This window comes from Archangium sp. Cb G35, from assembly GCF_001896145.1.
In the GTDB taxonomy this organism is placed as follows: Bacteria; Myxococcota; Myxococcia; order Myxococcales; family Myxococcaceae; genus Archangium; species Archangium violaceum.
On sequence record NZ_MPOI01000026.1, the window covers coordinates 16197 to 40936 of the forward strand.

The following is a 24740-nucleotide window of genomic DNA, read 5'->3' on the forward strand; positions in this document are numbered from 1 at the left end:
GCGTTTCCCTTTAGAAGAAGACGGACTCGGCGGAAGAGAGGACGGCGAAGCAGGCGGCCTTCATCCAGTCGCGGCCGGGCGCGGTGCTTCCCGTGGACTCGATGTCGGTGGCCAGTTGCACCAACGTGCCCACCTCGGCCTCCGTGGGATCTCTCAGCAGGGCGCGCTGGTAGAGCGCGGTGATGGCGTTCTTCACCGGCTCGCCCTCGCGGTTCGCCAGGCGGCCCTGGGCGTCCAGCCCGATGCCTCCGAAGATGACGGCCGTGGAGGGTGTGGTGGTGTCGAGCGTGACGCGCTGCCCACAGGCCGCCAGCGCCACGCGATCGACGGCGATGGGCGTGGTGACGCCGGTGAAGGGCAGGGGCTCGTAGAAGCCGAGGCCGTAGGGCTCGACCCCGCCCAGGGCCACGGTGTGCACATAGGTCGTGCAGGGGTACTGGCCCAGCTCGTTGCACACCTGCTCGACGGGCAGGGACAGCGCCGTGGCGAAGTCGAGCGCCAGCCGCTCCGGGCCCTTGAAGCGCAGGTTGTTGCGCGAGGAGCGCGTCACCTCCGTGGGGGTCCCCGAGTCCGGCGTGCCAGCGTCCGGCCCCGAGGGGGTGGGCGCCGGGCAGGCGGTGAGGGTGCAGGCGGCGGACAGGAGCAACACGCGAAGAGAATCAGGGCGCACCGTAGGCCTCCGTGCGGATCAGATCGTGAAGCATGCGCTGCACGCGGTACCCGTGCGTGCCCTTGAAGCGCTGCCAGGTGGAGACGAACTCGGCCTGCTCCTCGGGCTTCGGGGCGTGGCCGATGAGCAGCTTCCAGTAGTCGGTGACGGTGGCGATGGCGAAGGCGTCGCTGTTGGCGCCCACCTGTGCCCACTCCACCAGATCCGCCACCGGCTTGCCGAAGAGGTAACCGGCCTCGGGCGTCTGGGTGATGTCCGGCGCGACGTCACTGAAGTACGTCTCGAGGCGGCTGGGGATGTAGCGGGCCGAGGTGTTGCGGGCCGTGAGGGAAAGGCCCTGGTAGTTGCGGAAGGGGTAGCTCAGCGGATCGAGCGTCGCATGGCAGGCGGCGCAGGTCGGCGCCGTCACGCCCTTGGCGTCGTAGTCGCGGGGCTCGCCGGGGATGCTGTAGAGGCCCTCCTGTTTGGCGATGTCGAGGCCCAGGTACGCGCGGTAGGCCTGTGACGCGGCGTTGCGGGGCAGGGCGGTGAACATCACGAAGTAGATGAGGCTCCACGAGGAGGTGATGTTGCCCGCGCGGTGCGCCTCGTCGACGAACTGCGTCGGCAGCGTCGCCGCGACCGAGTAGCGCGTGGGGTTGGTGTCCCGGCGCACGAAGTACTTCGCCGTCATCACCTCGCGTGCGTCGTGGTCGTCGAGCTGCGAGTAAGCGAAGAGGTTGTAGTCGTCATAGTAGTCGGCGAGCGGAATGGCGCCCTTGTCCTCGCCGGCCTTGAGCGAGCCCACCGGGCGGATCTTCGGGTGCGCCAGCTTCCACAGCTGCCCGTTCTTGCCGCGCCAGAACTCGCTGGTGGTGCAGCGGTCGAGCTCGGCGTCGAGCCGCGAGCGCTGCTCATCGGCGTTCAACGCGGCGAACTCCTTGAGCTGCGCATAGGTGGGGGATTGCCCGCAGAAGTCGAGCAGCACGCGCCGGTAGGCGAAGCGTGTGTCATAGCCGCACACGTCGTACTGGGAGTTGTGGGGACTGGTGCCCGCCACGCAGCCGCCCGTTTCCACGGGCACGCTGTTGGGATCGGCCGGCTGGGTGCCTCGCTGGTGCTCCACGAGGTTCGACACGCCGTCGCCGTCCGCGTCCTGGGCCTCGACGGCCCTCAACGCTGTGGGAAGTGCGTACGTGAAATCCGTATCGGATAGCGGGCGCGGCGCACCGGGCGCCAACTGGGCCTCGAGTGCGGTGCCGAAGGCGTTACGCTGCGGCGGCGCGACGTGACAGTAGGTACAGGCTGGCTGCTGCCCGGTGCACGCGGGTGCCGTGGGGTAGGTGGCGCAGAACACATTGCCCGCGGGTGGTTTGGCCAACGCCTCCCCCGACAGACATAGGGCGGCCCCTAGAATGAGTCGTCGAAGCACCTGACCTCCTTGTGATGGGATTGCTCAAGACAGACAGGAATACCTGAAAAGCCTTGAACTGGAAAGTCTCGTCAGCGTGCGCTCAAGAGCACACATGCCCACCGTGCGGACAGTCAGGCCGCGTCTTGCTTTTTGAGAAAAAGGGTCTTTGAAGGTTCAGCAAATACAGACAAAAAGACGGGCAGCTCACATGGAGCCGCCCGTCTGGTGTTTCAGCTGCTTACGCCTTGATATACCGCTCGAACACGGAGCCGAAATCCTTCACCCAATACTTCTGCTGAGCGCCGGTGAGCCAGGCGAAGGCGGCCTGGTTGAGCTCCTTGAAGGACTCCACGATGGGCGTGGAACCGGCCTGGCCGCGGCCGAGGGTGGTGGAGGCGACATCGATGCTGGTCTTGGCGTGGCCGAGCGCGATCTCGTTCTCGTGCATCATCTCGGAGATGCGGAACAGGGCCTTGTAGAGGTCCTTGACCTGCTCGAGGTGCTTCTTGTGCACGTCGATCGAGAAGTCATTGCCGCCCAGGCGGAACTTGATCTCCACGTCCATGTCGATGTTGCCCGCGGTCTCGAGCAGCACGTGAGAGACCGGGTTGCTGCTGTAGCTGTAGCGGCGCAGCATGCGCTTCTTGCTGGTGGCGCTGGTACCGTCGAGGTGGACGAGTGCCTTGTTGGTGAAGCAGTACTCGTCCGACTTGGACTTGATCAGGAAGTAGATCTTCTCCTGGTCCTCGTGCATCACGTAGTCGTCGGCGTCCACCTTGTCGTAGTCGGCCGGGGCAATGACCGAGCCGATGTCACTGAGTCCGAGGGCGTCGGCGGCGATTTTTCCGAACATCTTCATCCTCCTGGGGAAGGTGCTGCGTTGAGGGTTCGTGACGTGGCCTTTCGGCGCGGCGTCAACATAGCCGAGAGGGCGTGTCGGGTCCACGACATGCTGGCCACCGCATAAGGGGAATCCCTCTCGCGGATGCAATGTATTGGGTTGCTTACCGGACAGGGCGTGGGTCCATCATCAGACATATGTGATTGTGTCAGACCCGTCTCGCATCCTCCGTCCGCAGCGCAGCCCCAACAAGGAGGAATGTATGTCATCTCAGGAGTCCGCCGCGCAGCTTCGAGAGGAAGAGAAACCAGCCGCTCCACGGGAATCCGATGCTTCATGGGCCGTCCCAGCCCCTGGCACGGCCCGCGCGGATGAGGCCCTGCAGGTCCGTGTGGATGCCGCGGCCTTTCAGCGCGGCATTCCCCTGCCCGAGCACCCCGGCAATGGTGACGAGGCGCGCTATCCCAGCCGCTTCGCCAGCTACTCGAAGGGGTTGCCGCACGACGGGCTCGGGGATGTCGATACGCTCGAGTACGACAAGCTGCTGGCCGCCATCGCCAGCGGAAATCCCCTCGACTTCGAGGCCATCACCCTGGGAGGGAGCCGCAAGCTTGTCAACCCGCAGGCGGCGTACGCCTATCAGCTCGAGGGCGCGGACAACCACTCGCTCGCCGTGGCGCCCGCGCCGGCCTTCGCGAGCCGGGAGATCGCCGGGGAGATGGAGGAGCTGTACTGGATGGCGCTGGCCCGCGACGTGTCCTTCCTGGACTATGCCGCGTCCCCCGCGGTCATCACCGAGACCCTTCAGCGCCTCAATGAGCTCGGGGTCTTTCGCGGCCCCCGGGCCTCCGGGCAGGTGACGGTGGACACGCTGTTCCGGGACACGCTGCCCGGCAGCACGGTGGGTCCGTTCATCTCCCAGTTCCTGCTCCAGGATGTTCCCTACGGAGCGCAGACCGTTTCCCAGCGCATCCGTACGCGGGTGGCGGGGGATGACCGCGTCTCCAGCTTCGCCGAGTGGCTGCGCATCCAGAACGGCCAGCTTCCCTCGCAGGAGGAAACGCTGGACCCGACGCCGCGCTACCTCCGCAACGGCCGGGACCTGGCCGAGTTCGTCCACCACGACTTCCCACTGCAATCCAGCCTCAACGCCGCGCTCATCATCAGCGGGCGGAACGACACGGACGGGGATGGCAAGTCCTCGCCGCCCGTGCACGACCCGAACAATCCGTACCGCCAGTACCTGAAGCAGGATTCCTTCGCCACGTTCGGCAACGCCGATGGGCAGGATCTCATCGGCCGCATCATGAAGCTGGCGCTGGTGGGGGTCTGGTTCCAGAAGTGGCAGGTGCACCGGCGCCTGCGCCCGGAGGAGTTCGGCGGCCGCGTCCACAACACGAAGACCGGGGCGCGCACCTATCCCGTCAACACCGAGCTGCTCGGCTCGCTGGTGCTGCAGCGGATGTTCGCTCGCAACCAGGTGCTCAACGGTGGCACGGGGGGCACGTACCTGCTGGCCCAGGCCTTCCCCGAGGGCTCGCCCGTGCACCCGGCGTACGGCTCGGGCCATTCCACCTACGTGGGAGCGGGCGTGACGATGCTCAAGGCGTTCTTCAAGACGGACCTGCCGGTGCAGAACCCCGTCGTGCCGAGCGCGGACGGGCTGTCGCTGGTGCCCTACACCGGGCCAGCGCTGACGATCGAGAACGAGCTGGACAAGCTGGCCATGAACGTCGGGGTGGGGCGGCTGTTCGGGGGCGTCCACTGGCGCACCGACCACGAGAACGCGGTGCGGCTGGGCGAGCTCATCGCGCTGCGGGTGCTGCAGGACCTGGCGCGCACCTACAACGAGGACTTCTCCGGCTTCCAGGTGCGGACCTTCGGCGGCAATGTCCTCACCATTCACGCCACCACGCCCGTGCTCCCCAACCACGTCAGTGCTGTCACTGGCTTCTCCATCGTGGATGGCAATGGGCAGCCCGTGCCTGGCTACGAGGAGCTGCGCAATGGCATGACGCTGCGGGCGGTCGACCTGCCGCATGGTTGCAGACTCCAGGTGAACACCTTCCCGGCGGCCGTGGGCAGCGTGAGGATCGTCTGCGACGGCGTCACTCAATACGACAACGCCGTTCCCTACACGCTGAGCTCGGGTGTCCTCCTGACGCCCGGAACGCATACGCTGGTGGCCACGCCCTTCAGCGGGGCGGACGGGAGCGGCCTGGGCGGAGTCCCTCTCTTCCTTCGGTTCCAGACGGAGAACCACTGGGTGAGGACGGGCTTTCTGAACGGGGGACGCATGAATCACCGCGCCGTCCTGCTGCCCAACGGGAAGGTGCTGGTGGGCCCCACCTACAGTCTCACCACCACGGAGTTGTACGAGCCGGCCACGGGGCAATGGAGCTACACCGACGGCGCGAAGCATTTCCGCGCCAACTACACGGCCACGTTGCTGCAGAACGGCAAGGTGCTGATCGCGGGAGGCGCGACGTTCCAGAACAAGCCCACCGAGACCGAGTTGTATGATCCGGATACCGGCACCTGGACCGTGAGCGGCTCGATGATCCGGGGCCGCGAGTATCACACGGCGACGCTGCTCCTGGATGGGCGGGTGCTCGTGGTCGGCGGCTATGCCGACAACAGCACCGGGTATGGCGATCTGGTGGAGGCGTATGACCCGGCGGCCGGCACGTGGTCCTCCCTGCCGGCGGCTCCCTGGAACCAGGGGCAACACACGGCGACGCTGCTGCAGGATGGCCGGGTGTTGGTGGTGGGAGGCAATTGGAACACCCCGCTGGCCGCGCTCTTCCATCCCACGACGAATACCTGGAGCGTGACCAATCCCCCCGGGGAGCCGCTCATGTCCCATACGGCGACGCTGCTCTCCGATGGCCGGGTGTTGGTGGCGGGAGGCTCGCAGCACTCCTGGCTCTATTCGCCCTCCACGGGGAACTGGACTCAGCAGGGCGATCTGTCCGTGGCGCGTGCCAACCATACGGCGACGCTCCTGTCCGGAGATCGGGTGCTCCTCACGGGAGGGGAAGACGCGAACGGGCTGATCCGGGATGCGGAGCTGTACGACCCGGTGACGGGAACCTGGGCTCGGACGTCACCGATGTTCGAGCACCGCAGAGCGCACTCGGCGACGCTGTTGCCCAACGGCAAGGTATTGGTCGCCGGGAGCAACGGCTACAACTCCCCTGACTCGTCCTGCGAGCTCTACACGCCCGCGTTCTGAGTCCATCGCCTGCGAGTAGCGGAGCGTGACGGAAACACCATGGCCGGAAGTCAATGACAAATCAGCGACTTCCGGCCTCGGCATGTGCTCAGCGCGTCAAGGATCGTCGAACAACTGAACCCAGCGTCCGTCGAATCCACCGTTCGACGGCAGATACCACTGTCCGGGCAGCCAGAAGCCCGTCTCCACCCCCTCGGTCGAATCGAGCTGTCCGGAGTGGACGAAGTAGTCGTGCTGCCACCAGTAGGCGGAGGGCGAGCCGGTATAGCCACTCGCACTCGCGCGCGTCTGTCCGCGGGAGTCCACCACCGTGCTGGCCCATGCGTTGTCATGGAAGGCGCCAGAGCCTCCGCCACCCCAGTCCGAGGCATCGGCATTGAGCTCATAGGTGCCGTAGAACCACTTCTTCGCGATATAGCCTTCGCGATCGTCCTCGTTCTCGATGTCCCGGGTCTTGGCGTAGAAGCGCTGCATGCCCGTGCCGGCCTCGGCCAGCCCGAACTCATTGAGGATCGGGCTCTCGAGCAGGAAGTCCTGCTGGGCCGCGGTCAGCCAGTGCGTCTGGTAGCCGCCGTATTGCCAATGCGTCGGCAGGATGTCCGCCAGGTCCTGGAGCTCGTAGGAGATTCGCTTCACGTTCGGCCAGGTGACGGTCTTGCCATTGTCGTAACGGCTCGCGAGCTGATCCGCCGTGGCATAGGTGAGCACCTTCGCATTGAACGCCGAGACCGCTCCAGCCGAGCCCTGTGGCACGAACACGTAATGCACGTTCTTCCTGCCGTCATCGTTGTTCAAATCGAGTTCGGCATTGGAGCCTGCCATCCGGCCCGCGATCCAGGAGTACGGATCGACCACGAATCGCAATTCCTGTCCGTGGGCCGCCGCCAGCTTGTCTGACCACTCGGCCTGCCAGATCATCAGGTGCTTGCCGGTCGAGGTCTCCATGAAGTTGAGCTGGGGGCTGCCCTGGTGCCGGATGACGTTCCGCTTGTGCTGGGTCACCACGGAATACGCGACAGATTCACCATTGCCCGGTGAGCCGGTCACGTTCTTGATGAGCATCTCCACGCGCTCCCAGTCGTGCAACTGGTAGTCCCCCGCGGCGTTCTTATCGAGCGCATGATAGATGTGATAGATCAGGACGAGGTTCTTCCCTCCATCCATGAACTCGATGAGCGAGGTGTAGAGCGTCGGGCGGATGCGCCAGTTCTCATAGCTGCTCGGCCCGTTGCGCGAAGCATCGACGTAGGCGCCGATGTTCTTCCAGTTGAGCTTGTTGTTCGAGAAGTCGTTGTCCTGATCGAAGTTGAAGTGGGTGATCCAGTCCCGGCCATGGTCGCCATCATTGGCGTTGGCGCGCTTGAACACGATCGGGGCGTAGTAGTGGAGGTATGCCTGCCGCTGGGCCTTGGTCAGTGTCCATGCCTGGGCATGAGCGGTGGCTGGCCAATGCAGGCACGCGAGTGCAATGGCGATCGCGCCAAGAAGGCCGAACCCTCGCGGTAACCGGGATTGCCTGATGGAGGTAGGGATCATGGCGGGGCAGGGAACCACGGCCTTTTCGGCCGGGTCAAGCCGCAAAACCGGAAAGACTTGTTATCTAAAAAAGTCGAACAAAAGCCGTTTCCGGCAATAGGGTGCGCTCGAGCATTCAGGCAACATCCCGAGCAACGCATCGACGATGCCAGAGCGGGAAGCGGAGGAGTTCATGGAGTCCAGGCGTGACCAGTACGAAGGCGTCGCGGACAGCTACGATCAGACGTTCAAGCTGCTGCCGTATCGCGAGCACATCGAAGCCTTCTCGCTCTACCGGGCGCTGGGCGATCTGAGTGGCCTTTCGGTGCTTGATCTGGCCTGCGGGACCGGCATCTTTACCCGGGTCATCCGCAGGTGGGGGGCGGCGCGCGTGGTGGGCGTCGATCTCTCCGAGGACATGGTGCGGGTCGCCCGCTCTCACGAGGCCGCCAGTCCCCTTGGCATCCAATACGCGGTGGGGGACGCGGTCTCGCTCGGGGGCCTGGGGCAGTTCGACTGCGCCGTCGCCATCTATCTCCTGGGCTACATGCGATCGCGCGAGGAACTGGTCCAGACGGGCAGGGGCATCGCGCGCAACCTCAAGCCGGGTGGCCGCTTCCTCACGTACTTCGTCAACCCGGGGCTCTCGCGCACGCCGGGCTACTACCGCAAGTACGGCATCGACTTCTTCGTGCCCGAGAACGTGAAGGATGGCGAGTTGATGCACTTCACGCTCACCCTGGGCGACACCGTCACGCCGAAGCTGTCCAACACCTACTGGCGCCTGGAGACCGTCGGCTCCGCATTCGAGGAGGCCGGCTTCACCCAGGTACGCTGGCTCCAGCCGGAGCTGTCCGAGCAGGGACGCGCCAGCCATGGCAGCGCGTTCTGGGAGGACTACCTCCGCCACCTGCCCGGCATCTTCCTCGACTGCCGGAAGGGCTGAGTGAGGTGGTCTCAGGCCGCGCGGCGGGCGGCGGCCGTGGGGCGGATGTCCCCGTGGTTCGGCGCGGGCAGGGTGATCGTCGGCGACAGGCCCGGCGCCACCAGCGAGCCCGTCAGCAGCGACGACGGGTGGAAGTTCACGAACGCCCCCTCCACTCGCGACGGACCCGCGAACACCTTCTCCACCACCATCGACGAGTATTGCTCCAGCGAGTTCTCCCGGGTGTTGCCGTTGAGCACCACCTCCCAGCCCATGTGCTCGGCGAAGGCGCGCACCCCCGGAATCCTCGACTGCAGCGGCGTGTAGCTCTCCGAGGCCACGCCGTTCTCGCTCACCACGAACACCTCCCGGTCCGTGGCCACCGCCAGCGACATGTTCCCCATCGTGTGCCCCGGCGTGGACAGGATCGCCGCGCCCCGGCCCAGCCACGTGTCCCCGTCCAGCAGCACCACGCGCTCTTCCGGCACCCCGTCCGTCCCTCCCGGCACGTACCAGACCTTCTCCAACGGGTGCAGGTTCTTCACCGATTCCCACTCGGCCCGCTGCACCAGCAGCTTCGCCCTCGGGAAGTACGCCGGCTCCCCATCCCCGCCCAGCCACCGCCGCACGTCCTGCACGTGCAGGTGATCGAACGCGATGTAGTCCACGTCCTCCGGCTTCAGCCCCAGCGCCTTCAGGTGGCTCTGCACCGTCCCGTACTTCCGCGACATCACCTTGTCCGAGACGAAGTCACCGTACTTCTCGCGCAGCGACTTGAAGAAGGGCGCTTCCTGGCCGCGCTCGTAGTCGCTCGGGTTGAAGAGCAGGGTGCGCGTCGTTCCGTCCTCCATGTACTGCACCACTTGCATCCGGTTCGTCATCATCACGTAGGGCGCCGGTGACAGCGCCCCTCCGCTGAAGGCGAACAGGGACGGGTAGGGGAACGTCACCAGGTCGCACGTGGCCACCGCCGCCACCGGACCGCCGGCCGTGAAGGCGTCTCGCGCCTCCTGCGCTGCCCGGCGGAGCTTCTGCAAGCGCACGCCGGACACCAGTTCGGCACGGGCCTCGTTGAGGAAGGGGAGGGGACGGAAGGACGTATTCATGGGTTCACCGTGAGATCGAAAACGGTCTTCACTGACTGATGGCGGGCACGGAACAGGTTGGCCTCGATGGCCTCCTGGTAACGCGCGAGCGGAAAGGTATGTGTCACCAGCATGCTCGGGTCCGGGCCTTCCCGGCGGGCGAGCAACTCCAACACCACGTCGAAGGTGTGCTGGCGAACGCCCCGGAAGCTCTCCGGCCCGTACACGTAGGAGCCGAGCAGCGTCAGCTCGTTGCGCCACACCGTTGTCCAGTCCACCCGCTCGAGAATCCCCGCCGCCCCCACCAGCACCACCTTCCCCAGCGAGCGCGTGTAGCGCAGCGCGTCCTGCACGGACATCGCGCTGCCGATACAGTCGAACGTCACCTCGTAGCCACCCGTGAGCGCCGGCGGGCCCAGGATGGGGCGGTACACCTTCGCCCCCGTGTGCCGCGCCACCTCCTCGGCCTCGGCGGTGTCGTCCCGCATCACCCGGAAGGCCTCGTCCGCCCCGAGCTGCTTCGCCAGCCGCAGTTGGTACTCCTCGGCCGCCAGCAGCGTCACGTGGCAGCGCGAGCCCAGCGCCCGGAGCGCCCACAGGCACGCGAAGGCCACCGGCCCGCCGCCAATCACCAGCACCTTGTCCTCGTCCCTCAGCGGCACCTTCAACACCGCGTGCAGGCTCACCGCCAGCGGCTCCACCAGCACGCCCGCCTTGTCTCCCACCCCCTCGGGTAGAGGGTGCAGCTGCGTGGGATGCGCCACCATTTCCGTCCCCATGCCCCCGGGCAGATCTTTCTGGTAGCCCAGCAGATGGCCCGGTGCCAGGCAGCCCTCGGCCGTGTGCTCGCAGCCATTCTCCTGGCCGGCCGCGCACGCCTTGCACGGCGGTTGGATGCCCCGCAGGCGGCAGGGCAGCAGCGGATTCACCGCCACCTTCTGCCCCACCTCCACGCCGCGCGCCTGGGGCCCCAGCTCCGTCACCTCGGCGAGCACCTCGTGCCCCAGCACCGCCGGAAAGCTGTTGAAGGGCTCCATCTGGGGGCTCATCTTGAAGAAGATCGTCCCCATGTCCGAGCCGCATAACCCCGTCAGCAGGGGCCGCAGCCGCACCCAGTCCGGTCCAGGCAGGGTGGGGGAGGCCAGCTCCCGCAGGGAGAGACAGCTCCCACGCCCGTAGTGCAGCTTCGGGTACATCCCCCCCACCCCCTTGGCGAGGACGTACCGGGGGATGGAGAGGTCGAAAACGAGTCCCTTCACGGGGCAAGCTCCCTGGGCAGGCGGGCTGACGGCGGGGGTCATGGACTCTAGCCCCACGAGAGGAGCCGCGACACCAGGGCCGTTCTGGTAGGGTGACGGCAGAGGAATGAGGGGTATGGCGAAGGCGAAGCGGAAATCCGACGACACACTCTCAGAGGAGGCGCTCACCGACGAGGTCCGCGTCGAGGCCTCCCTGCGCCCGCGCTCGTTCGACGAGTACGTGGGCCAGAGCGCCGTCGTCGAGAAGCTCAAGGTGTACGTCCAGGCGGCCAGGAGCCGCGGCGAGGCGCTCGATCACTGCCTCTTCTCCGGTCCTCCCGGTCTGGGCAAGACGTCGCTGGCCTACATCATGGCCAACGAGCTGGGCGTGGGCATCCATGTCACCAGTGGCCCCGCGCTCGAGCGCAAGGGCGACCTGGCCGGCCTGCTCACCAACCTCAACGAGCGAGACATCCTCTTCATCGACGAAGTCCACCGCCTCAACGCCGCCATCGAGGAGTACCTCTACCCGGCCATGGAGGACTTCCGGCTGGACATCACCATCGACACCGGGCCCGCCGCCCGGGCGATGAAGATCGACCTGCCGCCCTTCACCCTCATCGGCGCCACCACCCGCACGGGCCTCCTCACCTCGCCGCTGCGCGACCGCTTCCAGATTCAAGAGCGGCTCGAGTACTACGAGCCCAAGCACCTGGAGCAGATCCTCAACCGCTCGGCGCGCATCCTCGGCGTGAAGCTGGACCGCGATGGCTCCCGGGAGATCGCCACCCGCGCCCGCGGCACGCCCCGTATCGCCAACCGGCTGTTGCGCCGCCTGCGCGACTTCGCCCAGGTCGAGGGCGATGGCAGCATCACCCAGGAGCTGGCCTCCACCGCGCTCACCCGTCTGGGCGTGGACGCCTCCGGCCTGGACGCGATGGACCGCAAAATCCTCCTCACCATCCTCGAGAAGTTCGGCGGGGGCCCGGTGGGCGTGGAGACCATCGCCGCCGCCGTGGGCGAGCAGCGCGATACCATCGAGGACGTGTACGAGCCCTTCCTCCTCCAGGAAGGCTTCCTCCAGCGCACGCCGCGCGGCCGCACGGCCACGCACCATGCGTACAGCTATTTCAACAAGAAGGCGCCCACTTCCGGTGGGCAGGGGTCCCTCTGGTGAGCACCACCGCCACCGCCGTCCCGGCTCCTTCCATGTCCCGCGTTCCCCGTGACTTCTACGAGGATCTCGTCCGCGCCTCGCAAGGCAACCGCGCCGGTTTCCTCTCCGAGCGCGAGCGCTGGCTGCGCGCCCTGCCCGTGGAGGCCCGCGAGGAGCTCCTCTTCGAGTTCGAGATGCTCCTGCGTGGCGTGGAGCGCTACGTCCACCTCTACGACAACGGCGTCATCGATCCCCAGGACAAGCCGCTCGTCACCCGCGACTTCCGCGAGGAGCTCAAGGACGTCCGCGCCACCCTGAGCCAGGCCATCCGCCTCGCCCGGCACCTGTTGGATCCGGACTCGGACCAGAAGCTCCAGTTCCGCCGCTACGTCGAGACGCAGCTCGCCGACGACAACATGCGCCGCACGCGGATCGAAGGGGAACTGGACCAGGAGACGCCCCAGGAGAGCCTCTTCGTCCTGCGCCAGTCCTTCGAGTCGCTGCGCAACCTCATCGACCACCTGCTGCAGCTGCCGGTGTGCGGGCTGAGCCTCTTCAACGACGTGGGCAACCTCGTCCTGCGGGAGATCGTCCTCAACCGCTACTTCCGGCCCTTCCGCCTCACCGAGTTCCGCCTGGAGTATGACCGGCTGCGCTCGGTGCGCCTGCTGTCGCTGCTCGCCACGGTGCCCACGGAGACGCGGCCCCTCTTCACCACCGCCTACCTGGGCCTGTTCCGCCTGCTGCACTACCTGGCCTACGTGAGCCAGGACTCGCAGGGCCCCATCCCCCGCCGCGTGCGCGTGCTGCTCGCCCTGGTGCGCAGCGAGGCGCTGGGCCTCGCGGGCTACCTGAAGAACGAGCTGGCCCCCAGGGCCGGCCCCAAGCCCCTCCAGGCCACGTGTCTGCGCGCCGCCCGCGACATCGCCCGTGAGACGGAGCGCATCGCCCGGGACGTGCTCGTCGAGCTGGACCGGGATCGCGCCGCCGCCGCCCGCGCCTCCTACTCCTTCACCCTGCTCTTCCAGACCCAGGTGGTGGCCCTCACCGAGGCGCTCTCCCCCGGCTCCGCCACCGGCGAGGCCCCCTTCGAGCAGCTCTCCTCGTCCATGGAGGCCGCCGAGCGTCTGCGCAAGGACCTGTGGGTCTTCGCCCAGTTGTGCCGCTCCGCCGAGGGGCACCTGCGCAACGACGACGTCCCCGCCGCCGAGGCCGTCATCTCCAGCATCGTGGCCTTCCTCGGCTACTTCCAGGACGGCAGCTACCAGTTGCTGCGCTACGTGGACTACGAGGCCTTCGATCGTTTCAGCGCGCTCCTCACCGAGCTGCCCTGGCCGCCCGAGGGCCCCGCCGTCCGCACGCGCCTCATCGAGGACCTGCGCGGTTTCTCCATGGTGCTGGAGAACACCTTCGCCGCCGTCAGCCGCCGCGCCCAGCTCCGGGGTTTCAACTTCGACCGGGCCGACGCCGAGCTGCTCCGGGATCGCTTCCTCGCGGCGACCCGGTGACGCCGTTGTCGTGAATCCGTCACCGTAAGTGCGCCTTCTGTCACGGATTCGTTCGCCAAACGTTTGATTCCGGGCAGCCGCTTGCGTTATTGGGACGCGCCAAATGATGCGCCATGACGGGGTGCGGCGTGTGGAAGTTCTGACACATTTGTCACGGTGACGGGGTAGGTGCACAGCGAGTCGAGGGGGGACGGGGGACCGGTGGCTTGGGTCTCCCAAGCAAACCAGCCAGAAACTCCAGTGGATTCCAATACTTGGGGAGCCGAGAGCACCCCATGGGTTGTCCTCGGGAGGGGGGCTTCAGTGGCGTGTGGTTTGCATCGATACGCGGCGCGTCAGATGGGCAGTGAACATTGACGGGCCCATCCCCGGGAGGGGAGGGCGAGCAGCACCCGCATCGATTCAGAGGCGACACCGAACATGGCTTACACCTCGTACAACCAGCGCACCCTTTCGTACCCCGTCCGCTGCCAGGGCGTGGGGCTCCACTCCGGCGCGCCGGTGAACCTCTCGTTGCTGCCGGCGCCGGTGAACCACGGCATCGTCTTCGTCCGTACGGACACGCCGCGTCCGGTCTCCATCCCCGCCCTCACCGAGTACGTGGTGGACACGTCGCTGGCCACCACCCTGGGCAAGGACGGCGTGAAGGTGAGCACGGTGGAGCACCTGATGTCGGCGCTGGCCGGCATGGGGCTGGACAACGTGCGCGTGGAGCTGGACGGGCCCGAGGTGCCCATCATGGACGGCAGCGCCGCTCCCTTCGCCGCGCTGATCGCCGAGGCCGGCCTGCGCGAGCAGGAGGAGCCCCGCCGTCTGCTCGTCATCAAGAAGACGGTCTCCGTGACGGATGGGGACAAGGAGGCGAGCTTCTCGCCCGCCAACCGCTTCCGCATCTCCTGCACCGTCGACTTCAAGCACCCGCTCATCACCGAGCAGTCCTTCGATCTGGAGTTCTCCGATCGCTGCTTCCACCGGGAGATCTCCCGCGCGCGCACCTTCGGCTTCCTCCGGGACGTGGAGATGCTCAAGAAGATGGGCCTGGCCCGCGGCGGCTCGCTGGACAACGCCATCGTCGTGGACGAGTTCTCCATCCTCAACCCGGACGGCCTGCGCTTCCCGGACGAGTTCGTGCGCCACAAGATCCTGGACGCCGTGGGAGACATCTCCCTCTTCGGCCGCCCGGTGATCGGCCACCTGAAGGCCTTCAAGACGGGCCATGCGCTCAACCAGAAGCTGGTGAAGGCCGTCCTGGCGGACCCCTCCAGCTACGAGATCGTCCCGGCCCGCAAGCACCTGGAATTGCCCGAGCTGCGCCTGCCGGAAATCGCCCTCGAGCCGCTGGTCGCCTGACAAAACGCGGCCCCTGGAGGGCATGAGAAATTTCTTTGCGAGTGCGGGGTTTTCTCGACTAAGGACCCGTACCCATGCTCATGCGCTCCACTTCTACTCTTCTGGCCGCCTTGTTGGCGGCCTCTCTCTTCTCCGGATGCAACAAGGAGAAGGCCCCGGCCGCCGCCGCCACGGCGACCACTCCCACCCCCACCGCCGCCTCGGGCGAGCCCAGCCCGGACGCGGTCGTGGCCACCTTTGGTGATGGTCAGAAGATCACGTTTGGTGATCTCAATGATCGCATCAAGGACCAGCTGGCCAACCTGGACAAGCAGAAGCACCAGCTGCGCAAGCAGGGGCTGGAGGGGCTCGTGGTGGAGCGCCTGGTGCAGGCCGAGGCCAAGAAGCGCAACCTGACCGAGGAGCAGCTGATCAAGGCCGAGGTCGACGACAAGATTCCGCAGCCGCCCGAGGCGGAGCTGAAGAAGATGTACGACGAGGCCAAGGAGCGGCTGCCCCCGGGCACCACCTACGAGCAGGTGAAGCCGCAGATCGTCGACTTCCTCTCCGGCTCCAAGAAGCAGGAGCGCGCGCGTGAGTTCTTCGCCGAGCTGAAGAAGAACGCCAACGTGCAGCTCAACCTGCCGGAGCCGGCCCGCGAGCGGAAGACGGTGGCCGCCACGGGCGCCGCGAAGGGCCCGGAGAACGCGCCCATCACCATCGTGGAGTTCAGCGACTTCCAGTGCCCGTACTGCAGCCGCGCCAACGAGTCGGTGGAGCAGGTGCTGAAGGCCTATCCCAACCAGGTGCGCCTGGTGTTCCGTCACTTCCCGCTGGACTTCCACCAGCAGGCGCCCAAGGCCTCCGAGGCCTCGCTGTGCGCGCAGGACCAGGGCAAGTTCTGGGAGATGCACGACAAGCTCTTCGCCAACCAGAAGGCGCTCGAGGTGCCGGCGCTCAAGGGCTACGCCAAGGAGCTGGGCCTGGACACCGGCAAGTTCGACAAGTGCCTGGACTCGGGTGAGAAGGGCGCCATCGTCCAGGCGGACCTGGCCGAGGGCAAGAAGGTGGGCGTCAACGGCACGCCGGCCTTCTTCATCAACGGCATCCTGCTGTCCGGCGCGCAGCCCTTCGACGAGTTCAAGAGCGTCATCGACGCCGAGCTCCAGGCGAAGAAGTAGGGAGAGAGAACCGCGTGGCGCAACGTCCCAAGGCCACGCCTCGTGTCGGGTTGAGCGGTGAGCCGGGCGTGCTCGAGCTGGAGCGCCCCCTCGCCGCCAGCCTGTCCCCCGGCCGTCCCCTCGTGGCGCATTTCCATGCACCCGAGGGGATGGTTCTGTTGCGGGAGCCCGCCGCGCTCACCGGCTTCTTCGCCGGCAGCCTCAGCTCCCTGTCCGTGGAAGAGGTGCTCGGTCACATCCTCTCCGGCATCCGCAGCGGCCAGCTCATCCTTCAACACGGCATGGTGCAGCGCACCGTCAGCTTCCGCGACGGGCAGCCCATCTTCGCCGTCTCCAGCGTGCACCATGAGCGGCTCGGTGCCGTGGTGGTGCAGCTGGGGCTCGTCACCCCCGAGCAGCTGCACCAGGCGCTCGGCAAGGTGACGCCCACCCTGCGCATCGGCGCGGTGCTCACCCGCGAGGGATTCCTCTCCGAGGCCAACCTCTACAGCGCCATGACGTACCTGGTGCGCGAGGTGGTGCTCAACCTCTTCGAGATGTCCGAGGGCAGCTTCCTCTTCCTCGAGGGCCGCCCGCCCGAGGGCGACTCGGTGAAGCTCCAGGAGCGCACGCGGGATCTGGTCCTCCAGGGGATGAAGCGCGGCGAGGTGGTGACGCGCCTGCGCAAACACTTCCCGGACGACACGCCCGTGGTGGCCGGCCCCGAGTCTCCTCCTCCCGGCGAGGAGGCCCTGTTCGCCACGGCCGCCCACGGCACCACGCTGGGCGCGCTGCGCTCCGTCTGGGAGGGCAGCCTCTACTCCTTCCTCACCTGGGTGGAGGAGCGCACGCGGGATGGGGCGCTCCTCGTGCAGCAGAAGAGCGCCATGACTCCGCCCATGCCCCGGCGCGCTTCCGGCACCTTCCTGGCGGTGCCCCCGCCGCCCGTGGCGCCCCTCGGCCCCGAGGATCGCTTCAACGCGCTGCTCGCTCAAATCCACACCGCGCTGCGCCTCGCGGGCGCCAACCCGGACCTGATGAAGGGCTTCCTCGAGTCGCCCCAGCAGGGCCTGGAGTCCGCCTATGAGGGCGTGACGCTCGGCCCGGATGGCCGGGTGGACGTGGAGCGCATCCGCCAGAATGTCTCCGGGGGCGGCGAGGCCCTGGCGCGTGCCATGACGCTCGAAGCACTCGACGCCTTCGTTTCCTACGCGCTCTTCTCCGCGCGCAACGTGCTGCCGGGCGAGATGTCCGAGCGGCTCTACCGCAGCTACCGCGAGCTCCAGGAGGGACTCTCGTGACGGACGTTTCCCAGGCACGAGACAAGCTCGCGCTCGCCGCGGATCTCCCGCTGGAGGACGGCCTGCGCCTCTACCAGCAGGTGGCGCCCCACGTGGGCTACGCCAAGGTGGGCCTCTCGCTCTTCGTCGAGCACGGCCCAGCCGCCGTGGCCGCCTTCCAGAAGCTGGGCGCCCGGGTGTTCCTCGATCTGAAGCTGCACGACATTCCCAACACCGTGGAGCTGGCGGCCGCGCGCGCCGGGGCCCTGGGCGTGTCCCTGCTCACCGTGCACGCCGCCGGGGGCGAGGCCATGCTGAAGGCCGCCGTGAAGGGCGCTCGCGAGGGAGCCCGGGCGAAGGGCCACGAGGCGCCCCGGGTGCTCGCGGTGACGGTGCTCACCTCCATGTCCGCCGAGGACGTGACGGCGGTGGGCCTCTCCGGCGCTCCGGACGTGGCGGCGCTGCGGCTGGCGAGGCTGGCCGTGGGCGCGGGGGTGGATGGCCTGGTGTGCTCGCCCCGCGAGGCCGAGGCCTTCCGCCGCGAGCTGGGCCCCACGCCCTTCCTGTGCACGCCCGGCATCCGCCCCGCCGGTGCCGCCAAGGGAGATCAAAGCCGCGCGGAGACGCCGGCCTTCGCGGTGCGCGCGGGCGCGGATCTGCTCGTGGTGGGACGCCCCATCCACACCGCGGCCGATCCGTTGAGCGCCGCGCGTTCCATCGCCGAGGAAGTTTCCACAGTCTGACAGCGGCCCATTCGGGATTGGACAATCCCCTGGCCGCTCCTGGCCACCGTCCCCAGGTTGCTCCCAAGGCCATCCGGCCGGGGGAGAACACATGGACGCAAGGCGGTTGTTGGGGTGGGGCTTGCTCGCGCTGTGCACTGCGTGCAGCGGGGCGAAGCAGGCGGTGCGTGAGCCCTCCGGGCCGGGGACGGGTGGTTCCGGTGTGTCGGCCCAGCGTCAATCCATGGACGCCGAGGACCTGGCTTCCCGGCGCTATGTGGACCAGACGATGGGCTTCGAGCTCATCCAGCCCGGCGGGACGTGGCAGTTGGATCAGACGGACGAGCAGACCCCGGAGGGGCTCGCCATCCCCGTCGTCCTGCGTGACCCGAGCAGCGGCGCGCAGGTGGTGCTGCAGGTGGCGCCCGCGGTGGCCTCGCCCGCCCAGTTCGCCGAGCGGCTGACGATGGGCCTGCGCAGCCAGCCCGGTTTCGTCACCAGCGAGCCCGAGCCGCTGCCCATGTCCGACAGCGCCGTGGGCTTCCACTTCTCCGTCGGTGACAACGTGCGGGGCCGGGTGGTGGTGCGCGACGGCGGTGCCGATCGCGTCTTCATGATGCTCGCCACCTGGCCGGCCACCGCGCCGGACGATGTGCCGCAGGTGGTGAACGCCCTCTTCGAGAGCGTCCGCCCGCTGCCCATCGCCCCCGAGCAGACCTGAGTCCGGCTCAGGCCTTGGACTTGCCGCCGCGTGCCGGCTTGGAAGCGGGAGCCTCGGTGGCCTCGCTCCCTTCCAGCTGGCTGGCGCGGCGCCGCACGTACTCCACCAGCGTGCGCACGCCCACGCCCGTGCCGCCCTTGCCCAGGTAGCCCCGCTCCTTGGGGCTCACCGACGGGCCGGCGATGTCCAGGTGCACCCACGGCGTGTCACCGACGAACTCCTTGAGGAAGAGGGCCGCGTTGATGGAGCCGCCCCAGCGCTCGCCGGAGTTCTTCATGTCCGCCACATCCGAGCGCAGCGCGTCCTTCTGCAGCTCGCTCACTGGCAGACGCCACATCTCCTCGCCCGCCGCGCGCGCCGCGTCCAGCACGTCGTTCATCGTGCCGTCGTGATCGCCGAAGGCGCCCACGATGTAGTTGCCCAGGGCGACGACGCACGCGCCGGTGAGCGTGGCCAGATCGATCAGCACCGCCGGCTTGTGCTCGGTGGCCCACGCCATCACGTCACCGAGCACCAGGCGGCCCTCGGCGTCCGTGTTGGTGATCTCCACCGTCTTGCCCAGGCGCGACGTGAGGATGTCGCCGGGCCGGTACGAGTTGCCCGAGGGCATGTTCTCGCAGGAGCCGATGAAGGCGTGCACGGGGAAGGGCGGCTTGAGCGTGGCGATGACGCGCATGGCGCCCAGCACCGCGGCCGAGCCGGCCATGTCCGTCTTCATCTCGATCATGGAGTCGGAGGGCTTGAGCGACAGGCCGCCCGAGTCGAAGGTGATCGCCTTGCCCACCAGCGCCACCGGGGCGTTCTTCGCGTGCTTCGCGTTCTTCGGCGTGTACTCCACGTGGATGAGCTTGGGCTCGTTGATGCTGCCCTGCGCCACCCCGAGGAACATGCCCATCTTCAGCCGCTCGATCTCCTTGCGGCCGCCCACGGTGATCTTGATGCCGGCCTCCTTCGCCATCTCCTGCGCGGCCCGGGCGAGCGCCTCCGGGTTGACGACGTTGGGGGGCTCGTTGACCAGGTCACGCGCCCAGTTGGTGGCCTCGGCCACGCGCTGCGCGAGCGCCACCGCCTGATCGTGCTCCTTCGTCTTCTCCACGCCGCCGGGCAGCGCCAGACGCACCGTGGTCAGCCTGGGCGCGTTCTTCTCCTCCTTCGCCGAGGACTTGTAGCGCTCGAAGCGGTAGGCACCCAGCTCCAGGCCCTCCACCACGGCGCGCAGGGCGGCGATGGCGTCCTGCGTCTCGGGCACGGAGAACACGAGCGTGCGCACCTTGAGCCGCTGGGCCGTCTTCGCGGCACGGCCCGCCGCCAGACGCAGCACCTCGGGGTTGTACTTGTTGCGCGAGCCCAGGCCCAGCAGCAGCACGCGCTCGGCCTCGAGCTTGCCGTGCGCATGCGTCACGAAGCTCTGCTCGCCCTTGCCCTTGAAGCCCTCCTGGGTGGCGGCGGTGAGCAGCCGGCCCTCGAAGGCCGTGTCGGCACCGGCCAGCGCCGCGGGCGGCTTGTCCCCGGTCTCGCCTTCGAAGAGGGGAATCACGAGCAGCTCACCGCTCGCGCGGGCGGCCTCGCCGGAGATGAAGCTGTAGTTCATGAGGGACACGGGCTCCTGGAAATAGGGGGTCGCGACTGTAGCGCCATGAGTGTTTCAGGCAAGAACGGTCGAGCATTCCGTCATTGCATGGACGCGGCCGGGTGGCTACGTCGTGGCCCATGCCTTCGTTGCTGCTGCACCTCACGGCGATCGAAAGACTGGCGGCCAACCCGGGAGACCTGCCCGAGGACTTCGCGCGGGCCCTGACCGAGGACCTGGCCTACGCGCGCTTCGGCGCGGCGCTGCCGGACCTGCCCCTGTGCGAGGGGATCCGGGGCGGACTGAGCGCCTGCTACTCGGGGCAGGAGTGGCCCCATTTCGCGCGGCTGTACCATGAGAAGGCGCCCGTGGGCATGGGCCTGAAGATGGCCGAGCTCGTGGCCGCCGGCGCGCTGGTGGGCACCGAGGCCGGGCTGGCGCTGCTGGCCGGCTACTTCACCCACCTGTCCCTGGATCGCGCGCTCCATCCACGGGTGGACAGTCTGGTGGTACGCCACCGGCGCCGGGGCGAGCACGCGCTCGCGGCACACCGGCAGATCGAATGGACGCAGACGCTCTTCTACCTGCGCGAGCTGCACGGGGTGGATCTGGTGGGCAGCCCGCGCTTGCGCGCGAAGTTCGAGGTGACCAAGAGCGCCGGCTTCCCGGTGAAGGGCATCGGCCGCGGCATCTACGAGCTGGTGCGGCTGGCCTCGCAGGAGACGCTGCAACAAGCGCCCACCAAACAACAGCTGGACGGGTGGGCGCGGGGCCTCTACCTCGCGGGGCTCTATCTCTCCAGCCCCCTGGGGCGGATGCGCGCCCTGCCTGCCTGGTCACAGCTCAGCTTCCAGGAGCTGTACCGCAACGACTCGTTCGACTTCGCCGCCGAGGTGGAGCTCGCGGTGGAGCAGGCCCGCGGGGTATTGCGGCGTCTGCTGGCGTACATGGCGCGCGGCATCTTCACTCCGCGTGCCCGCGCGCGCTTCCTCCAGGAGTTCCCCGAAGGCACCATTGGTGCATGCGCCGCATAAGCGCTCGCCGCACGAAGAGCAACCGGCCGATCGAGCATCGGACGTCAAGGGGAATGCCGCTATCCGATCCGCGAGGCGGCCCCTATCCTCTTCGTGGGTATGACGCTTCTCCTCTTGATATCCGCCGGTGTCCTCGCGGGACTCACGGGCGCACTGCTGGGTGTAGGTGGAGGGGTCATCCTCGTCCCCACCCTGGTACTGGGCTTCAAGGTTCCGCTGGAGGACGCCGTCCCCGCGAGCCTCATGTGTGTGGTGGCCAGTTCCTGTGGGGCGGCGGCCAGCTACGTGGAGCGCCGGCTCAGTGACATCCGCCTCGGGCTGACGCTGGAGCTGGCCACGGTGATGGGGGCCATCGTCGGAGGGCTGGTGGCGGGCCTGCTGGCGCCGGCGTGGGTGGCCCTGGTGTTCGGCCTCTTCACCCTCTACGTGTCGGCGCAGATGCTGCTGGCGAGCCCGCGGCCGGAGCAGTGTCCCGAGACGTACGTGCCCACCAACTATCCGCTGGGCATCTCCGGCTCCTTCGTGGCCGGGAGCCTGTCGGCGCTGCTGGGGGTGGGCGGGGGTCCGCTCAAGGTGCCCCTGATGAGCTACGGCATGGGGGTGCCCTTCAAGGTGGCCAGCGCCACCAGCAACCTGATGATCGGCGTGACGGGGGCGGCGAGCGTGGCCGCCTACGCCTGGCGCGGGCACGTGAAGCTCGACCTGGTGGCGCCGTTGGTGGTGGGGGTGCTGGCGGGTGCGTCCGTGGGCAGCCGGCTGATGCCGCGGGTGCCCACCTCGGTGTTGCGGCGTCTGTTCGCTCTGGTGCTGCTGGTGGTGGCGGCCCAGATGCTGTGGAAGGGGGGGGAGGGACTGTGGCCGATACTGCCGAAATGACCCATGCAGCATCCTCCGTGGTGACGGGGGCCATTCCCATCAACCTGGAGGATGCCGTCCGAGCGAAGACGGCACCTCCACTGAATCGAGCGGCCTCCGAGGTGCCCGTCATTCCAGGGGTGGCGGACACTCCGGCGCGAGTGAGGCGCGCGGAGGCGGGCGAGCAGTGGATTTCGCGGCTCCTCCGGGGGGGCGCCTTCTGTAGCGGAGCGCTTTTTCTCGCGTCCCTGGGGCTGGAGTTCCTGCCGCACTCCGAGACGGTGCACGTGGCCATCGACGTGCTGCGCAAGAGCGCGGCCTCGGCGCTGCTGGTGACGCCCGTGGTGCGGCTGGTGGTGGCCGGCACCAGCCTGGGCCTCCGGGGCGAGTGGAAGTACGCGCTCTACGCCGCCGGAGTGCTGGGTCTGCTCGCGGTGGCCGTGGGCGCGGGACTCCACGCCTGAGGGATGGGCTTCATCCTCTGACAGGCTGCTGAAGCTCCTTCTTCAGGAGCCTGTCATGCTTCTCCTGCGCGGGTGGTGATGGGATCGGGCGGTGAGTGTCGGCGAAGGGGAGCGCACTCATTCCGGCTGGTTCATCTTCCCGTGCTTCTCCCCGTTCAGCGACACCTGACGCCTGTCTGTGCGCTCTGCTCATTTGAGAAGCTCGCGCTTTTGCGGACACCACCAGACGCTCGGCTGACATGGGGTCCAAAACCGATGGGCCGGTGATCGGCCTGCGTGGAGGGGTGAAAACCGGGAACCCGAAGGTGGGTGGCCGGAAGACTCGGCCCCACTCCGTGTACTATGAGGCCCTCAAGCCTTTGTAGGTGGCCGGGTGATGCCGAGAGGCGTTGAGCACCAGGCCATCCGGGCGTGGTGGTGAGGCCGACGGCCCAAGCCACGGCAGAGCGGCACAAAGTCCGCCTGAAGCAAGGCTGCGACACGTGCAACATGGAGGAGCCCGTTGCCTCCAACGGTACTCTGCTACTCCAACTCCTTCCACATGTGTATCAAACCGTCGTTGGGCCGCCCCATGAAGGCATCGAGCAGACGTTCTTCGACACCGTGGGACTCCCAGACAGCCGCCGGCTCAAGCCCAATACATTCTTGGGGAGATGCCTCTCTCGAATTGCCGAGGGTATCGAAAATCCAACAGCGCCGGAGTGGACCCAATTCCATTCTGAATTGGACGATGGGTTGCGCCAGGCGTTCCTCGATTTCTCTCCGCCCAATGATTTCCCATGATTTTGGATAGGGGTGCTTGACCATGATCCTGAAAAGAACGGGCTTGGATGCGATCCTGTCCAGGTCCGAGTCTGGACTGGTGGTTCTGTAATTGTAGAAGGCATCGAAATGCAATTCGAGAGCCCTTCCATAGCCGAAGGAGCCGTCTGGGAGGGGAATCCTCCAGAATGAACCTGGTTTATGCCTTGGTCTCATCTCCTAGTATCCTGTGTAACGGTGAAGTTCGCCCCAGCGAATCGTGGCAGCATCGTGAAACCGTCTGCCCCGCGGGTTGTCTTTTGCCACGGCGCGCACGACGTTCTCGGTTCGATGGGGCTTGCCCGTGTCGGACTGGGCGCCTCCATGGGAATCCATCAACTGCTGCTCTCTTCCGCGAATCCGCCAATACGCTGGATCATCATACCGCAGATTGTAGTCGATAGCGGTTCCAATGCCGAATACATCAAGTTGTGCTTGAGCAAATGAGGTATCCTTCGGGTCTTCGTTCTCATCAATATGATGATTTCTGTCTCGGAATCGAAGGGCCAACTGTGCCTGGAGTTCAAGGGGCAGGCCGAGATCGACGATCATGCTGGTCCGGCCAGCATAGTAAAGGTTGGTTTTCTTGTTGCGCTTCCTGTAGGTCACATAGAGACGACCGCGTTTGTTTTTACTTTCCCTGTTGGATTCCGCATCTGGCCATTCACTGGGAGGAGCGCGGGGTGAGGCCACCGATCCAGGTTGGGCCGGGGGCGCGCTTGTCGTCACTTCCACTGTGCCGTCAGGCGCTTGGTGAATGAGGACCTCCAGTTCGACGGTGGCTGGATGCGCGGAGCCCTTTGGGGGATACCAGCCTTGAACCCATCCAGAAACATCTCCGAAATGTGTGCCGTAGAACTTGTCCGCGATGTCGATGGGGGTCTGCTCACCGTCCACGACCGCTTTGATGGTGAAGCAAAGCAGCAGAACACTGCCCGCGGCCGCGACGACCGCGCCGCCCGTGACCAGGGCTTTTCCTGCCGCAGCGCCAGTGCCTGCTCCTGCCGCGGTCGTGCCGCCTTGCGGCACCGGGGCGGAGCATGCCGCGGGGCACACCATCTCCTGTGCCTCCGCCAGGAAGTCCTCGAAGCGGTGATGGGGAATGGGGAAGAGGAGCCCTCGGCGAACCCATCCCCGGCGCAGTCGCTGCGGCAGGTGCTCCACCTTGTTCTGCCTGCTCAAAGCCGCTGCTTGGGAGGTAGGTGCAGAACCTTGCTTGCCCGGTGGCTGGAAGTACG

Annotated in this window: 21 protein-coding genes; 12 read left to right on the forward strand and 9 right to left on the reverse strand. The window is 67.2% G+C overall.

The genetic code is table 11. From position 1 onward, the window contains the following. Positions 1-10: 10 nt before the first annotated feature. The 3 genes from BO221_RS50355 to BO221_RS50365 all read right to left on the reverse strand — a co-directional run bounded on the left by BO221_RS50355 (position 11) and on the right by BO221_RS50365 (position 2916). A complete protein-coding gene (locus tag BO221_RS50355) occupies positions 11-670 on the reverse strand; it encodes a hypothetical protein (protein ID WP_073568103.1) in 660 nt (219 codons plus the stop codon). Then, positions 660-2030 carry a hypothetical protein gene (locus BO221_RS50360; protein ID WP_233166633.1) on the reverse strand — a complete coding sequence of 457 codons (1371 nt, stop codon included), beginning with the start codon at positions 2028-2030 and terminating at the stop codon, positions 660-662. The genes BO221_RS50355 and BO221_RS50360 overlap by 11 nt, the downstream gene beginning before the upstream one ends. A gap of 271 nt (positions 2031-2301) precedes the next feature. After that, positions 2302-2916: a PH domain-containing protein gene (locus tag BO221_RS50365; protein ID WP_073568105.1), complete on the reverse strand. Its 615-nt coding sequence runs from the start codon at positions 2914-2916 to the stop codon at positions 2302-2304. A gap of 250 nt (positions 2917-3166) precedes the next feature. On the opposite strand from BO221_RS50365, the gene BO221_RS50370 reads away from it, so the two are divergent. Next, entirely contained in the window at positions 3167-6139 is a 2973-nt protein-coding gene (locus BO221_RS50370; protein WP_083682748.1) for a kelch repeat-containing protein, read from the forward strand. 96 nt (positions 6140-6235) lie between these two features. On the opposite strand, the gene BO221_RS50375 is transcribed toward BO221_RS50370, so the two are convergent. Beyond that, entirely contained in the window at positions 6236-7507 is a 1272-nt protein-coding gene (locus tag BO221_RS50375) for a hypothetical protein (protein ID WP_233166634.1), read from the reverse strand. Between the two features lie 340 nt (positions 7508-7847). On the opposite strand from BO221_RS50375, the gene BO221_RS50380 reads away from it, so the two are divergent. Next, positions 7848-8600, forward strand: coding sequence for a class I SAM-dependent methyltransferase (locus BO221_RS50380; protein WP_073568164.1), 753 nt, complete (start codon positions 7848-7850; stop codon positions 8598-8600). 11 nt (positions 8601-8611) lie between these two features. Here the strand turns inward: BO221_RS50380 and BO221_RS50385 are convergent, their stop codons facing one another. Together BO221_RS50385 and BO221_RS50390 are read right to left on the reverse strand one after the other, a co-directional pair. Then, positions 8612-9685, reverse strand: a complete 1074-nt coding sequence (locus BO221_RS50385) for a hypothetical protein (protein WP_073568108.1) — start codon at positions 9683-9685, stop codon at positions 8612-8614. Next, a complete protein-coding gene (locus tag BO221_RS50390; protein ID WP_073568109.1) occupies positions 9682-10923 on the reverse strand; it encodes a zinc-binding dehydrogenase in 1242 nt (413 codons plus the stop codon). Before BO221_RS50390 ends, BO221_RS50385 begins: the two co-directional genes overlap by 4 nt. Positions 10924-11038: 115 nt before the next feature. Here BO221_RS50390 and ruvB point away from each other — a divergent pair, with 115 nt between their 5' ends. The 7 genes from ruvB to BO221_RS50425 all read left to right on the forward strand — a co-directional run bounded on the left by ruvB (position 11039) and on the right by BO221_RS50425 (position 18778). Then, complete coding sequence (gene ruvB / locus BO221_RS50395; RefSeq protein WP_073568110.1) at positions 11039-12079, forward strand: Holliday junction branch migration DNA helicase RuvB; 1041 nt, start codon at positions 11039-11041, stop codon at positions 12077-12079. Between the two features lie 32 nt (positions 12080-12111). Next, complete coding sequence (locus BO221_RS50400) at positions 12112-13566, forward strand: hypothetical protein (protein ID WP_073568165.1); 1455 nt, start codon at positions 12112-12114, stop codon at positions 13564-13566. A gap of 420 nt (positions 13567-13986) precedes the next feature. Beyond that, positions 13987-14916 carry a UDP-3-O-acyl-N-acetylglucosamine deacetylase gene (gene lpxC / locus BO221_RS50405; RefSeq protein WP_073568111.1) on the forward strand — a complete coding sequence of 310 codons (930 nt, stop codon included), beginning with the start codon at positions 13987-13989 and terminating at the stop codon, positions 14914-14916. Positions 14917-14990: 74 nt separating this feature from the next. After that, positions 14991-16076 carry a thioredoxin domain-containing protein gene (locus BO221_RS50410; protein WP_073568112.1) on the forward strand — a complete coding sequence of 362 codons (1086 nt, stop codon included), beginning with the start codon at positions 14991-14993 and terminating at the stop codon, positions 16074-16076. 14 nt (positions 16077-16090) lie between these two features. Continuing rightward, positions 16091-17356, forward strand: coding sequence for a DUF4388 domain-containing protein (locus BO221_RS50415; RefSeq protein ID WP_073568113.1), 1266 nt, complete (start codon positions 16091-16093; stop codon positions 17354-17356). Continuing rightward, positions 17353-18078: an orotidine-5'-phosphate decarboxylase gene (gene pyrF, locus BO221_RS50420; protein WP_073568114.1), complete on the forward strand. Its 726-nt coding sequence runs from the start codon at positions 17353-17355 to the stop codon at positions 18076-18078. Before BO221_RS50415 ends, pyrF begins: the two co-directional genes overlap by 4 nt. Positions 18079-18169: 91 nt before the next feature. After that, positions 18170-18778 (forward strand): hypothetical protein, encoded by a 609-nt coding sequence (locus BO221_RS50425; RefSeq protein ID WP_073568115.1) that lies wholly within the window; start codon positions 18170-18172, stop codon positions 18776-18778. A gap of 7 nt (positions 18779-18785) precedes the next feature. Here the strand turns inward: BO221_RS50425 and BO221_RS50430 are convergent, their stop codons facing one another. Beyond that, positions 18786-20369, reverse strand: coding sequence for a leucyl aminopeptidase (locus BO221_RS50430; protein ID WP_073568116.1), 1584 nt, complete (start codon positions 20367-20369; stop codon positions 18786-18788). A 119-nt stretch (positions 20370-20488) separates the two neighbouring features. On the opposite strand from BO221_RS50430, the gene BO221_RS50435 reads away from it, so the two are divergent. The 3 genes from BO221_RS50435 to BO221_RS50445 all read left to right on the forward strand — a co-directional run bounded on the left by BO221_RS50435 (position 20489) and on the right by BO221_RS50445 (position 22701). After that, positions 20489-21382, forward strand: coding sequence for a zinc dependent phospholipase C family protein (locus BO221_RS50435; protein ID WP_073568117.1), 894 nt, complete (start codon positions 20489-20491; stop codon positions 21380-21382). A gap of 99 nt (positions 21383-21481) precedes the next feature. Next, positions 21482-22258, forward strand: a complete 777-nt coding sequence (locus BO221_RS50440) for a sulfite exporter TauE/SafE family protein (protein WP_043395988.1) — start codon at positions 21482-21484, stop codon at positions 22256-22258. Then, complete coding sequence (locus BO221_RS50445) at positions 22255-22701, forward strand: hypothetical protein (protein WP_073568118.1); 447 nt, start codon at positions 22255-22257, stop codon at positions 22699-22701. The genes BO221_RS50440 and BO221_RS50445 overlap by 4 nt, the downstream gene beginning before the upstream one ends. Positions 22702-23223: 522 nt before the next feature. Here BO221_RS50445 and BO221_RS50450 read toward each other — a convergent pair. Both BO221_RS50450 and BO221_RS54610 read right to left on the reverse strand, forming a co-directional pair. Beyond that, a complete protein-coding gene (locus BO221_RS50450; protein WP_073568119.1) occupies positions 23224-23679 on the reverse strand; it encodes an immunity 26/phosphotriesterase HocA family protein in 456 nt (151 codons plus the stop codon). A gap of 3 nt (positions 23680-23682) precedes the next feature. After that, a complete protein-coding gene (locus BO221_RS54610) occupies positions 23683-24684 on the reverse strand; it encodes a hypothetical protein (RefSeq protein WP_143196166.1) in 1002 nt (333 codons plus the stop codon). Positions 24685-24740: the final 56 nt, after the last annotated feature.